Source organism: Kribbella ginsengisoli (genome assembly GCF_039537185.1).
In the GTDB taxonomy this organism is placed as follows: domain Bacteria; phylum Actinomycetota; class Actinomycetes; order Propionibacteriales; family Kribbellaceae; genus Kribbella; species Kribbella koreensis.
This window is the reverse complement of the sequence record NZ_BAABAA010000001.1, coordinates 174744-188806: the sequence shown is the minus strand read 5'-3', so window position 1 is coordinate 188806 and position 14063 is coordinate 174744. Positions and strand designations below refer to the sequence as shown.

Here is a 14063-nt window from a genome sequence, read left to right as displayed (position 1 = left end):
GGTGGTCAGCCGTTGAGCGCCTTCGATTGCGAGAGTGCCTGTGCGAGCGTCGGCGCGGTCTGTAGCTGATCCAGCAGTACCCAGAGTCTTGATGCACGGTACTGGGCGCCGTTCGGCACCTGCTCGAAGGGTGGGATTCGTGGACCGAGTTCATAGATCGCGTGCGGTCGTACCGTGTCTTCGGTCGGCGGAATGTCCGGCCATCGCTCCAGAAGGTTGGGCACCACCTCGGCGGCAATCACTCGATGGATCCGCCGAACCGCGCCACCCCAGCGAAATGCGATGAAGTTGGGCGGTTCGGTCGGCCATCCACTGATGCCGTATGGGTGGAAGTAGCACAGGCGATCGGTGACGAACTCGCGGAACGTCAGCGCGCCACCGCCACCTGGTCGTTGGTCGTTCAAGGCGACGCAGTACGTCCAGCTGTCCGCCACATTCCGCACTTTGATCACTCCCGCAAGGTAGATATCAAGCTGGTCGAGCCACATGCGCTCACGTCCACGGCAAGATCCCCTGACCGCGGAGATGTGCGCAAGGACCTGCCGCCACGGAACGTGGACCACCGGTACACCATCGATCTCGGCAGGTACCTGCGTCCGGGCCAGACTTTCGCTTGCCTGGGACAAGGTGACCAGGGCACCGCCACCACGCATCTGAATCCTCGGTGCGTAGCTCGCGAGTTGGGCAACAGACGGCAACAGCCAGCCGCGCTTCGCCTCAAAGACGAACACCTCGCCCGGGACAGAGATCTCCAGGTCGGTACGTCCTCCGGCGCCACGAACCTCCAGGTCGATGGAGATCTGATCGCGATCCAGTCCGCTCAGTCTCGGCGCGACCCTCCTGACGATCGACTCGAGCAAGCCAGAGCAGTTCGCCAAGGTGAACCCGAGCGCGGCCGTCAGATCGTTCTCGTCGCGCCCGAGAAGGTCGAAGACTGCTCTGACCCCAGTGCCGTGCCTGGTCAGGCTGTCCACAGTCGGCCTCCGGGATTTGGTGTCCAGTGCCTACCCACCTTCCCCGGTAGCGCAGGACCCAACCGCCAGAGCGGGGCCTCGGTCTGACGAGGCCCCGCGTGGATCAGTGGTCAATGCTGCCGTGTCCTCCGTGTCCTCCGCGTCCTCCGGTCCAGAAGTCCCGGAGGACGCGGAGAAGAAGATGAAGCATCCGGCGCAGTTCGCGCAGTACCCGGATACCGCTCTTCCGCTGGGTATCCTTCTTCAGTACGACTGACAGGATCGCCACCGCCGCAACAGTGAGCGAAATGATCAGCACTGCCGCTACCAGGCCGGCGACCAGGACGAGTACGGGGCCGATCGGTTGGGTCGAGACCATGCCGGCGCACAACGCAGGAAGACTGGTCTGCATGGTGAGGTTCCTCCAGAGACGAGTGATGGGTAGGGTCGGCGGCCCTGTGCTAGCCGAGGGCCGCCATGCGCCGGTGCAAGACCATTGGTCCCATGTCCCAACAACGGGCTCTAGTCGTCCCGAGCTCGTCCCAAAGGTCTCTTGTTCCCTGTTTGGGACGAGGGCGAGGCGGGCCCGTTGGGAGCCTGGAAGTCCGAGGCCGGCCAGCTGGGGCAGCAGCGAGCGATGCTGTAGCGATCGGGGAACTACGATTGCGTGATGGTGAGCCAGCCGCCGACGGGCAACAGGGCCGACGGGCCACTCCGAATTCCGGATCCCGAGGTCGAGCGCCAATGGCAAGCTGAGCTCAGTCGGCTGCTGGCCGGTAAGAGGCGTGGGGGTGGGATCAACCCGCCGTGGGACTCCGCTGAGCCGTGCAAACTCTTGAACGCCCACGTCGCCGAGGTACTCGGCATCCGGAGTACGGAGCTTGCCAGCGCAGTTACCTGGCAGCTCATCCTGAGGTCGGTTTCCGCCCATGAGTCGAAAACGGCACCACGGCGGCCGATGCTGGTTGCCTATCTACTGCTCGGACTTGGCACCCCGGGCTTCTACCCGCGGACAGTCAGCGAGCCGTGGCCCGAGATCGGGTGCAGCCTGAAGGAGGCGCAGAAGCGGGTCGATACGAGCATGAAGCCCGCTCTGCACGATCCGCAACGAGCAGGGCACCGGCAAGCCCTAGCGATCGCGGTCGAATACCCCGCCCAGAGCTCGGAGCGCAGCGCTCGCAAGTACTTCTCCGGGTCTGAGAGCCAAGGCGTTCTCGACACGGCGAAGGCGCTCCTCGAGCAGGTCCTCGAACGACTGCGAAGCGACCAGGAGGTCACCGCTGCGAGGGCCGACGCGCTGAAGGCGGTCGAGCGTCGGCGAGCGGGAGCGGTCGCCTCGTCCCACGATTCGACCGATGATGTCGGCGCGCCGTCTACCGCTCCGGGAATTGCTGAGCGACTGTCCCCCGCGATCATCAGGAGCACCCCGTGGGCGCGACTGAAGCACATGTCGCGATTGCTGGCGCAAGATCTAGACAGTGGCGTACTGCGGGACGAGGAGTTGATCGGCCTTTCGGCCGGGTTGTACGTGTCCCGAGAGATCGAGGACGACCTGTTCGCGGAGATTCTGGACCCGCGACAGCCCTCCCAGCTGGTCGTTCGAGCGGATGCCGGCCATGGCAAGAGCAGCCTGTTGTGGTCCCTCCACCGACGATTGTCGGTTCACCAGGTCGAGCCTCTCCTACTGTCGTCGACGTGGCTTCTGTCCGATGACGGTCAGGCACCATCGCTGACCCCGTCGGATCTACTCGACGTCATCCGTGACATTCACCAAGCCGGCCTCAGGCCTGTCGTACTCCTCGATACGGCCGATCTCCTGCTGCACGACGAGAGGCTTCGGCTGGAGACCCGGGTACTGCTCGATTCGATCAGTGACCTGGGCGTCGACTGGGTGATCACTTCACGGCCACACGAGACCCGATACCTGCGACTCGAAGGTGCGCGCTTCGTGCCCTTGGCCGCCTACAGCGACGCCGAACTCGATGACGCCGTCCAGGTACTCGCAGGCGCCCTCTGCCCGGACGTGGACCGTGGTTCTCTCGGTCAACACATCCGCTCGTCGGTGGCCCGAGGCCAGCCGGTTTCCGAGGTATGCCGCAGCCCACTCTTGCTGCGTCTGCTCTTCGAGTTGAACGCACCGAACGAACCTGCTCTGGAGATCGACACCAGCGGGCTCTACGCACGGTTCTGGCAGCGGCGAGTACAGGCCGATCCCAGATCCGATACCGACACCAGCCATCGTCCTGAGAACGACCTCGGAGCGACTGCATCCGCCATCGCGATCGCGATGCTGGCCGAAGGAACACCGGACTGCCCTGAAGCGGTGCTTGCCGCAACAGTCCCCCGCGTTCTGGCGGCGATGCCCGCGGCCGCGAGGCCCACGTATCCGGATGGATTGGAAACCCTCCGCCGCCGAGGAGTCGTTTACGTCACGCAGGGACGAGTGAGATTCCTGCACCAGACGATGTTCGAGTACGCCGCTGCCCAGGGGCTGTTTCAGCGGCACCGCGACAGCGACTTGGACAGTCTCCTCGCCCGGGTACGGACGAAGCCGCAGGACCTTCTCACCGGGGCGGTCCTCGAGCACCTGTTGATCGTCAGCGGCTACGACACAACGGCCCGTACTGCTACGGCGGACGTCGTCCACAGTCTGCTGCAGACAGACGAAGTCGCACTGCACGAGATCGGGCTGACCGCCCTCGCGCACCACCCTCGCCTCCTGCCGACACCCACCGTCATCATCGAAGCCTTGCCGATCTCCTCCGTGCGCCATCTCGCGCACGTCCTGCCGACGATCTACCACAGCGACGAAGCTGCCGTGATGGATCTCCTGGCCTCGCTTTGGATGGCAGATGACGAACATCTGCGGCTCAGCGTGGTCGAGGCCCTGAGCCGGATCTCCCATCGGATCCCGGCCGACGCCGCGCGTTTCGCTCGAGAACACGACATCTGCGTCTATGTCGTCGAGCACCAGGCTGCCAGCCCGACCGCGCAGCGCACCTTGCCTCGCTTGATCTCCCGTACTGCTTCGATCGACCCCTCGTGGGCGCGGGACGCACTGCGGATCTTGCTCGACTCGGCGCTGTCCCTTGGAGAAGGCCGAGCCATCGCTACCGCGTTGCTGACGTCAGGCGGCGCGATCTGGGAGCAGATAGGCAGTGAGCAGTACCTCGACCAGATCGTCGCATCCGTGGTTCTCGGACAGGCCCGCCGCGACACGGACTCGCGATCGGTTCGGGAGTCGCTGGGTGTGCTCTACGCCGCGCAATGGAGACTCAGCGGGCTCCTTGACCGCCCGGATGCATGGAACGAACTGGTTGCTGAGACTCTGGCTGCCCTTCAGGACAACGATGAATCCATCAGTGCCGGCGCCGCCGTCGTCGCCTTGATGTACGTCCTTGCCGAGTCGCCGGACCACGATCCTCGGATTCCGTTGACCCTCGACGCAATGCTCTCTATGGGTCACGAAGCCGCGACTCGCCAACTCCAACGCAGTGCACTACCGGTGGGGCTGGCCACGCCCAGCCCGCTCGCCTCCCAGATCTCGAGGCGACTCCAGGATGCCTTGGAACACCTGGTTGACGAGCAGGCCAGCGAGCTCGAAGTCCGCTTGGGCGAAGTCGCCCGGCTCGCCCTGGCGAACGAACGCGTCACCAGTGACCTGTTCCTCCGAACACTGCCAGACTCCTTTCGCCGCAACGTCGACGTATGGCTCGATCGACGCGGAGTCGTGATGCTCACCGCCCGCGCGTCCGCCCTTGGAGTCGCGGCAGCTCAAGAGGCCCTGGCTGTGGCGATTTTGGAGCCCACACACCTCGACGTCGTGTCCCGAAACCTGCTGCTCGACGGTTGCGTTCAATGGAACAGAAACGATCCTGAGCTCATCCGGGGAACCGTCCAGCTCTCGATCAGCCTCAACCGCATCCCACCGATCCAGGACCTCTGCCGCTCCTCGGACGGACCGGCGCTGCTCGAACGACATGCCGACGACCTTCGTACCATGATCAGCCGGAACCTGGCCTCGAATCCAAAGGACCAGTCGGCAGGCGCCCGGCTGATGCTGGAGCTGATGACCGCCGGCGTTCTACCGATTGACTTGAGCGTCATCGAGTCCTCGATCCATGCGGTGACCCACCCGGAGGCAACAGCAGCGTTGATCAGGTCACTCGCCCTGTTCATCCACGACAGGCAGCCTGCGATCGCCGACGCCATCCAGCTCTGCCGGCGATACTTGAGCATTCGCCCGCATGACACCCCACAGCTCTCGACGAACCCTTCGCATAAACGCCTGGTGCAGCCGGTAGTCCTCGATGCATGTCGCGACACCTGGCTCGAACTGGCGGCGTTCGACGAGTCAGCGACAGCAGGCCACTGGCCGACTGTCTTGACGCTCACGCTGTCGCCTCGGCTTCTAGGTAAGCAAGTGCCGGATCTCACCGGATTCGGGAACGCCGGCCGATTCATCAGCGGCCTCGCTGTTCGAGGCGAACAGACCGCTGCCAGGGACGCGTTGCTCGAGCTTGTCGGAGTTCTTCAGGACGGCCGCTTCAGCAAGAAGCAGATCCATACCGGCATCTACAAACTCCGCTCGGCCGTCAGAACTGTCGTCATCGAGGGCTCGCCCGAGGATCTCAACACCATCCTGACCTGGCTACCTGGTCAAAACCCGGTGGTCGCAGCACTCATGGCGCGATCGATCGTCCAGCACGCCGGGTCCCAGGGAGTCCAGGCCTTGATCGACTCGATCGGATCCTTCCATGACTCCGTTCAAAGCCAGATCAACGAAGAACTTCGCCAACGAAAGCTCGTCACCGGCGCTGGAGCCTTCCCTGAGATCCTGTGACGACAAGCCTGACTTGAGGCGACTTGGAACGGCGACCTCCCGAGCCGGTCCTGGCACGGTTTCACCAGCGACACAGTCGCTGGTGGCGTCACTGAGGTCGCCCCGGTGAGCCGGTCGCCCTGACCCCAGACACTGCTCTGGGATCGGGGCGACCTGGCGTCATGTTCGTCGAACTTTCCGTGCGGCTCAGCAGTGCCCGATCGAGCTGGCCCGATCCTCGGATCGTCCCGCGCTGCCCGTCGATCGCGAGCTCGGGGAGACCCATGAAACCCCGAGTAGCAGGGTCCGTACTGCTGAGCGTGAGGCGGCAGCGCAGCCTGGCGTCATATCGCCGAACGTCACCGCGAGCGGGGGAAGGGTTTGCGGGAGTTGCGCAAACGCGTGGCGGAGCCACTAAACGAGTACTCACTTGACCCAACGCTCCAGGCCGGCAACAGTGACGGCCGCCCCCACCTCGTGGGGGTTGCGTATTCCGCCGCTCGCCGTCCCCCTGGTCCCCGATATATCGTGCTCCGCCGACGCGGGTACACACCCCAGACCAGCAAAAGCTCCTCGCGGACTTGGTCAAGATCGCACTCGGACTGGCAGCGGGAGTTGGCGCCGCGATTTGCACTCGTTGTCGGGTACCGACGCGCACGATTGGAGGAAGCCAGCAGCCACCGTGACGACCGCCGGCTTGCAGGCCTCTGATCCGTGGATCCCTTCCGCCAGGTTCGCTAGTGCTTCGCGAGGCTCTGTCGCGCTACCTTGCGGATGAAGGAGTCAGGGTGTTCCTCCGCTATGCGGCCGACCCGGATGGGATCAGTTTTGCCATCCCACACCTTGGCAAGAGCCCTGATCGATGAACCCAACCTGAGATCCTGCCACCTGCCGAGATCGGCATCGATGATGCTTCGGCAGAATTCGCCTACACGATCGTCACGGATCTTGGCGAGTGAGTCGAACCAGTAGTTCCGGACATCCTCAATATCGCCTTCGAAGGTGAGATTGGTATCGCTGCACATCTCCAGCACGAGATCGAGATCGGCCGGCCCGGCACCGTATTTGAACGCCTGCCCGAGCCTCTCGGCCACACGCAGGAACACGCCCGAGGTGCCGACATCTGCACGCAGTTGATGCAAGACCTGCCAGCCCATCTCTGCGAGCAGACGGTGAACCCTCCTCAGATGGTAGGAGTTGCGTAGCCCTGCGACGAGTTCGGAGAGTACCTCAGGCGACGGCCCAGAGGCGACCAGGTCCTCGCATCGTTTGAGCATCTCGTCGCTAGGTTCAAGAACATAGTCCTCCCCCAACTCGACCTCGGTGAGATCAATGCCCAGGGCAACCTCGAGCACGCTGACCGCGTGCTCCTCGTTCTCACTCATCGCCTGCATCGTGACCTGCCTTTAGCGGTGTGGGACCGTCCCATCAATACCGGACCAACCTGATCGCTCCGGACTGGATAAGAGACTTTAGCGGCCCGCTGAGGTTGACGCCGCGGTTGACCTTGAGGGTGAAGGTTCCGCCGCGCAGCCTGGCCCAGTCTGCGAAATCACGGATCTGTCGGGTCGCGGCCAGTGTCCGTCCTACCCGGTAGTTCTTGACTTCCACGATGTTCCTGCCGTCCTTGCCAGATCTACCGTCGGGGATCCGTGTGCGGCCGTGGATGGTGATCTTCTTGGTGTTCTGGCTCACCTTCGCTTGGTTCATGCCTTTCTTGCCTTGCATCGTGGCATGACGGCTGCGATTGATTCTTTCGAGTCTGTCCTGGATTCGGTTGAGGTGGCGAAGTCCGTACCGGTAGCCACCTGAGGAGCTTGTGACAGTCGTGCGCGTTGGCGGCCTGCGCAGCTCTACTCTGCGGGAGCCGCCGAAGTCGGCGCCTCGGGATCTGCCGCCCTGATCGGCTCGACACATCCGGCCATCGAGATCGAACGTGTTGACGGGGTCAGTCGGATAGGTGTAGTCGTTCGCATTCCCGCCGGGGATTGGGTCCATCGACGTAAATAGACCGGTGGCGGGGTTGTAGAGACGTGCGCCCATCAGTGTCAGGTCCGCACCCGAGTGCGCTCGCTGTCGTGCACCAAGCCAGCCGTACTTCACAGGTGTTGTCGTGGCGGTGTGCTGACGTTGCTGACCATACTCGTCGTAGTCGTTCCAGCCTGAGATGGCGGTGGCAACGGCACTAGCAGTCGACAGGTCAACGGTCGTGACGACGTCGCCATGCAGGTTGCTGAGGGTGAGGTCGCCCGAGCCGTTCTGGGAGACGGTGAGCGCGAGTTCTCCGCCGATCAGTTCGGTGAATCGCTGCGTTGTGGTCCCTTGAGTCACCCAGGTTGGGTTGTCCGACTCATCGGTGTAGTGCCTGACTGATTGGGTGGTGATTCCGCCTGCTACGGCGGTCTCGGTCGCTCGCCGGTCCAGCGCATCGAGCGTGAAGCTGGTGGTGACACCGGCTTGGGTGATGCTCTTGGCGAGATCGTTGTCGTAATAGGCGAAGGTGACGTCGCCATCTTGAGGCGTTGGCGCATCGGCGCCTGGCATCGTGAGAGTGCGGCCGAGTGGGTCGTAGACGTATGTTCCCTGTCCGTTTGCTCCGCTCGTCGGCCGGTCTGCCGTGTCGAACGCACGGTTCGACGCGGTACCGCCGCCGGTCGGGCATGCACCAGTCGAGCCGGATGTGTTAGTTGTCTTGGCCAGCCTGTTGTCGTTGCTATCGAAACTGTAGGTGCGCGTTACGCATGCGGACTGGGCCGGGTCTTCGATGTCGACGCCTGCAACGCCGGTGCGGTCTCTCACCTGAGTGAGGCGTCCTGCTGCATCGTAGAAGTAGGCGCGGTCGTAGGGTGCGGCGTCACCGACGTCGGTTGGGCCGGTGTCGTTGGCTGGTTCAGTGAAGGCTGCGCCGCTGGGCGTCCACTCTCTCGCCAGCCGGCCGTTGACGTCGTTGTCCATCGACCAGGCAAGCCAGCTGCCATCCGGCTGGACCGTCGTGGAGCCGTCTTCGTTTGTCGTGGTGACCTGACCGGTGTATTCCAGACCGACGGGCTCGCCGACATGATCGAACTGATTGATCGCGGTGATCCCGCCGGGAAGCCTCTGCAGCGTCATATCGCCTGCCGAGTCGTAAGCGGCAGTTGACACCCAGGTGCCACCGGCAGTCGTGACCTCGACCTTGGTGGGTAGCTGACGTGTCTCGATGCCTCCGGCCGCGTCGGCACCGGCATAGGTGTAGGTGGTGGCACCGTTGGCATCGACAACGGTTGCTACAGAACCGGCAGCGTTGTAGGTGGTCGTTGTGGCGCTTTCACCTGACGGCTGGTAGCTGACTTGGCGGCCCCAGGTGTCGTAGCCCGTGGTGACAGTACCTGCGACCGAGTTGTCCGCGTTCAAAGCAATCGCGACCGTGGGCAGCCCAGTAACAGGGTCGTAGGTGGTGTCCTTCCGCGTCACTGGTGTCGAGGTGGGTAGGCCAACAACACTGGTAGAGCTGGTCTTCAGACGTCCGTCGAGCTCGTAGCCAAGAGTCGTCGTTCTGGTCACCGATCCGGACGTCTCAGTGGTGACTGTTGGATTCAGCATGTAGTTGTAGCTGCCAACCGTGATCGTCGGAATTGTCGGCGTCGCTGGCTGCCCCGCGGCCGACACCGGTGATCCGCCAGGGTAGGTCGTACAGACCTGTCCAGCCCACTGCGGCTTGCCTCCACAGGCCGGGAAGGCGGAGTTGGGCGCTGCGCTGTAGTGAACGGTCTTTGTCGTCCCCGCGTCGCTGCCATTGCCTGAAGCCGATCCAGCTGCACGGCCCTCGATCACACGCCCCTCGGAGTCGTAGCGAGTGATGTGAATCTGATCTCCAGCACTCTTGGATCCGTCGAGGTCCATGTCCGTGATGGACTCACCGACAAGTCCCCAGTCCCAGCCGTCGGCCTCCCCGGCGAGCGAATATCTGGTCAAGGAGCCGGCGATAACCTCAATGTCTGCGCCCGTACCAGGGTCACTCACTGATGCCTGTTCGCTGGTCTCGAGTCGGTAAGGCAAGGTAGTAGACGGATTGATCCCGTTGTTGGGAGCCTCCTGGTCATACTTCGTCCGGACGTGTCGACGCAGCCACTGGACCGAACCGTCTCTCAACACCGCCTGCCGCGACGGCTCATACGTGTCCGTCACAAGCGTGCCAGCAGGGGTGAGAACCTCGCCGGTAGCGTCCTTGCTGTCAAGGTTGTAGATCGTCAACGTCGCGAGCTGGTCGACGGCTGCCCCGGCAGGAAGCGGATCGTCGATGACCTTCCGTAGAGCACGCGCGTCCAGTTCTCGGACGGCGTTGCCTTGGTCGTTGTAGTCGATTGCGGTGTATTGCCATTTGTTCGCGCCGAACTCTGCGGTGTTGACTGTGTAGCCGCTGGCATCGGTGTACTGGAGATCGGCGTATTTCCAGTCACCTTCAGTTGGGGTTCCTGTGACGGGATGTTCCGGCCCGAAGACCGCAAAGCCCTTGGTGGGGGCGCTCTTCTGATTCCAGCGGCCAACCGATGCGGCCGTCATGTCTGGCAGACCGGCTCCGGACACCGGCACGTCATAAACGAACCTGGCAAGGACGGCCGTCCCCCCTGCCGGGTCGTTCACTGGCCGGGCCCGCGTGACCTCCAAGAGTCGTTCCTGGCCATCCACCAGCTCGTAGTTCAACTGGACTGGCACCTGGCCGGGTGGCTTGATGGAGGTGAGGTGATTGGCAGCGTTGTAGCCGTACTCGGTGGACAGGTTCGAGCGTGGATCCGTCAGCTTCTGGAGCCGTCCCGCAGAGTCGTAGCTATAGGTTCCGACCCTGATGGAATCCATTCCGGCACCGCCGGCTTTGTCTGGGTTGTAGATGTCCAACCAGACACCGGTAAGGCGAATCCCTGGCGTTCCGATGGATGAGTACTCCATCCTGAGCGCTCGACACCCCGGATTCAGCGCGCCAGTTGCCGGGCAACTCACGCCCGCCGGGCTTGGGGCCAGTATCCGTGCCACCCGTCCGGATCCGTCGTAGGAATACGTCGTATCCGTCGCGACGCCTGGGACCGCGATCCCCGTTACTCGGAACGCGGCATCTACTCCGGCTCCTGGGGCCGCCGTCACTTTGAATGTGGTGACCGTGCCGTCATCTTCTGTATAAGCAAGCACCGTTGCAGCTCCGCTGCCGGATACAGTCAACCGGCCGGCATCCAAGTCGGTAGCTTCATCGGCAGGTACCCAATCCCCTACCTGAAAAGCTGCGCCGGTACGCCGTAGCCCGTTCGGCGCCTCATATACCAGACCGGTTCCGTCGCCGCTGAGCAGCGCGATCGATCCGTCGACGCGGCTGGAATCGACCACCTCAAAACCCGCGACGCCATCAGCGATGCCGTCGAATCCCGCCTTCCAGCCAGGTCCGAAGACGCCGTTGACATCATCGCTGGGTCCTGCATAGGTCGAGTGGGTGCGAGACAGGGTCAGATCGTCGGCGTAGCCAGGAACCTCTACGTCGGTCGAACTCACCGTGAACTCGCCGGTCCAGAGCGCCACCTCGCCAGAACCCGCGCCTGCAGTCGGAAATCCATCACCGAACGCATGCGGGACCCGCTGAACGGTCGTGTCCGGTTTCTGCGACCAGGTGCACTGGGAAGCGGTCCCGTAAACGAAGCAGACCTGAACATCCAGGAGCACCGGAACCCGGTCATTCAGCGTGGTGGGTTCAATTACCGGCGTCGACGGGTCCGCGTCGAGATTGGTGTCGATCTTGGCGTTGTTGGTGTCCCAAAGCGTGTCGACGCTGACCCCGCCCGCGCCTTTGTCGACCACGGGGAGCGGTGTAGCGTCTTCATTCCAGCCGACAGTGTCCTGGGAGCCGCCGTACCCGGACAATCTCCACCGAACTCGCGCCGTTGGCGTTGCCGATTGGCCCTTCGGCGGACCGGACGCGGTGATGCGGACCGCGCCACTCGTCGTGACCCGAGGGCTCGCCGCGGGCGAGGTGAGATTGGTGCCGCCCCAACCAACGTTGTGGGTTTTCGTTGTGGACAGCTTCCCGGCGGGTGTTTCGGCCTGGGCAGCGATGGTGTGCAGGCCCGGGGTGTCCTTAGGGAGCGAAACCGAGTACTTCGCGATCGCTGGGTCGCTAGACGGCGTGATCTTTATTTGGCCTGGCGGCCCGCCGACGACATTCGTCGGCAACAGCTTGCCATCAACCGTCACCCGGACATAGCCGGGCGCGGAGTAACTGGCGCCGGTTGCGGCGATGACACACTCCACATTTGCGGTCGGCGCGTTGTCTTGCCAGGTGCCGTCGGAGTATGGGGCAGGACAGGTCACCACAGGCTGCGCAGGCTGCTGGGTGCCGGTGATAACACGCACGAAGTTGGACCAGACGCCGTCGATGCGGCCGTCGTTGGCTTTCGCACGCACATAAATCGGCGTGTTGTCAGGCAGGTCGATGCTCGGTCGGCAGCCCGCAGTGGTGCCGGAGGCATACACCGATGAAGTGCACGTAGCTTTCAGGCTGGTGCTGTTCACCGGCGTGGTGTGGAACTCGTAGACATACTTAACGGTATTGAGGTCTGGATCATTGGCCTTGGTCGTTACCCACGGCCTCAGCGTCGGTGAATACAGCCACGACTCCGTCGCTCCAGGTGCGGCGTAGGCGACAGCCTCGGTGTAGGTCGGGGCGGCCGGCTTGCCCGGCGCCCGGTTCCAGGTAAGCGAGATATAGGGATCGGCGTCGCCCTCGCTGGACACGAACCGCTTCCATGCGTTCGCGTCCGCTTCGTTCGCCGCCTTTAATGCCACGCCCACCGTTGTGTCAGTGGTGCCGGACCAGTACTTGGCCAGCTCAGTGATAGGCACGGCGATTCGCCCACCAGGACACGCGCCCGAAAATCCCTTCGCCGCCGACACCGAGCCCCAGATCTGCTGACTGGTCACCGGCTGCGCCGTCCACCGAGTCGACGTCGACGCCGGCAAAGCGGCGTGCAAATTCATCGGCGTCGCCGTGCACGTCGTCGCACCGTACTGATACAAGAACAAGCTCGCCGATGTGATGTCCTTGCCCTGGAATGTCGTCCCGGCGAAGTTCAGGAAGGAACGCTCAGTCGTGGTGCCGTTCTTGCCGACCCGAAGGTCCACCGTCGTCGACAGGTCCGAGGTGAAGCCGCTCTGCACGAATGTGTCGAAACTCGAATACACCGGTGTGTTCGCATACGTCGGGTCGACCGTGACCGGGAAAACTCGCGCAGAATCGAGGAACCATTGCGCATCCGGGGCGATCACCAGCGTCGCCTTGCCCGCAGAGACCTGCTCCACGGTGACTTTCACGGCCGTCTTGTGGACCGGCTGCCCGGTGGCGGGGTCGGTGACCGAGTCCCACATGTAGCTGACCGGGATCGTCGAACGAACAACATTCTTGGCGTCGAGGAAGTCGATCGACCCATCTGGCAACGCCTTCGGGGTCAGTCCCTTCGTGCGCAGCGGGATCCGCCACACCGGCGCAACGGTCGGGCGTTGTTTGACGATGAAGTCGGTCTCGAACCCCGAGCGGCGCACGTCCATCTTCAGGTCCACACCTGGCTGCACGTCGGCATAGGTCGCCTTCGTGCCGTCCAGCGACGGCTCCGGCAGCTTCCACGGAGCCATCCACTCGACTTGCCGGCCGGTTCCTGCCGACACCGCTGCAAATACCTGACCAGTCGTAGCGTTGCGCTTTCCCAACCGCAGAGCAAGTTTGTGGCCACGTGGAGCGACAAACCCGTCAATGCCCCGTTGCAGCGTCAAATCGATCGACTGCCACTCCCCGCCCGGGGTCTTGAATCGAATCGGCGCCGCATGCGCCTCCGTGGTCATCGTCCCATCAGGATTGACCCACGTGGTCGCGTTCTCGGTCCGCAGCGACTCCACCTCGACCTTGGAACCCTGCGAACGTGCCGTCACCACTGCCGACACCAGATCCGGCCGCGACGAAACCTTCTGCGCCACATGCACAGGATCAGCCAACGGAGAGGCCGCCTCCGCGGGCTGACGCGCCTCGACCGTAGTGGTCAGCAGTGCCAAGACCACCACACCAGCCATGACGCGTGGGAACTTCTGCACCCGCGCACGCTGCGAACGATCCAGAACAAACACGGCAAGCTCCCAGCGCAGTCGCTGACCGGGACGGCACCGGCAACCACACACGGTTACCGAGCGGATCAGCAACCGCTTCATCGCTCACCAAGCGTTAGACGTTACAAACGAGCGCAACAAGCTGTTGCAGCTGAGACATCAACTTGCCATCCGGG

The 14063-nt window shown here is 63.4% G+C and carries 5 protein-coding genes; 1 reads left to right on the top strand and 4 read right to left on the bottom strand.

The genetic code is table 11. From position 1 onward, the window contains the following. Positions 1-5: 5 nt before the first annotated feature. Positions 6-860, bottom strand: coding sequence for a hypothetical protein (locus ABD768_RS00730; protein WP_343972671.1), 855 nt, complete (start codon positions 858-860; stop codon positions 6-8). A 217-nt stretch (positions 861-1077) separates the two neighbouring features. Beyond that, complete coding sequence (locus ABD768_RS00725; protein ID WP_343972674.1) at positions 1078-1365, bottom strand: hypothetical protein; 288 nt, start codon at positions 1363-1365, stop codon at positions 1078-1080. A gap of 258 nt (positions 1366-1623) precedes the next feature. Here ABD768_RS00725 and ABD768_RS00720 point away from each other — a divergent pair, with 258 nt between their 5' ends. Beyond that, complete coding sequence (locus tag ABD768_RS00720) at positions 1624-5796, top strand: NACHT domain-containing protein (RefSeq protein WP_344836210.1); 4173 nt, start codon at positions 1624-1626, stop codon at positions 5794-5796. A gap of 716 nt (positions 5797-6512) precedes the next feature. Here the strand turns inward: ABD768_RS00720 and ABD768_RS00715 are convergent. Next, on the bottom strand, positions 6513-7160 hold the full coding sequence (locus ABD768_RS00715) for a hypothetical protein (RefSeq protein WP_343972680.1): 648 nt from the start codon (positions 7158-7160) through the stop codon (positions 6513-6515). Between the two features lie 43 nt (positions 7161-7203). Then, complete coding sequence (locus ABD768_RS00710; RefSeq protein WP_344836207.1) at positions 7204-13989, bottom strand: DNRLRE domain-containing protein; 6786 nt, start codon at positions 13987-13989, stop codon at positions 7204-7206. Positions 13990-14063 lie beyond the last annotated feature (74 nt).

Bases quoted from the DNA above. Each gene is read 5' to 3' on its own strand.
- ABD768_RS00725 (WP_343972674.1), bottom strand. From the start codon at position 1,365: ATGCAGACCAGTCTTCCTGCGTTGTGCGCCGGCATGGTCTCGACCCAA.
- ABD768_RS00720 (WP_344836210.1), top strand. From the start codon at position 1,624: ATGGTGAGCCAGCCGCCGACGGGCAACAGGGCCGACGGGCCACTCCGA.
- ABD768_RS00715 (WP_343972680.1), bottom strand. From the start codon at position 7,160: ATGAGTGAGAACGAGGAGCACGCGGTCAGCGTGCTCGAGGTTGCCCTG.
- ABD768_RS00710 (WP_344836207.1), bottom strand. From the start codon at position 13,989: ATGAAGCGGTTGCTGATCCGCTCGGTAACCGTGTGTGGTTGCCGGTGC.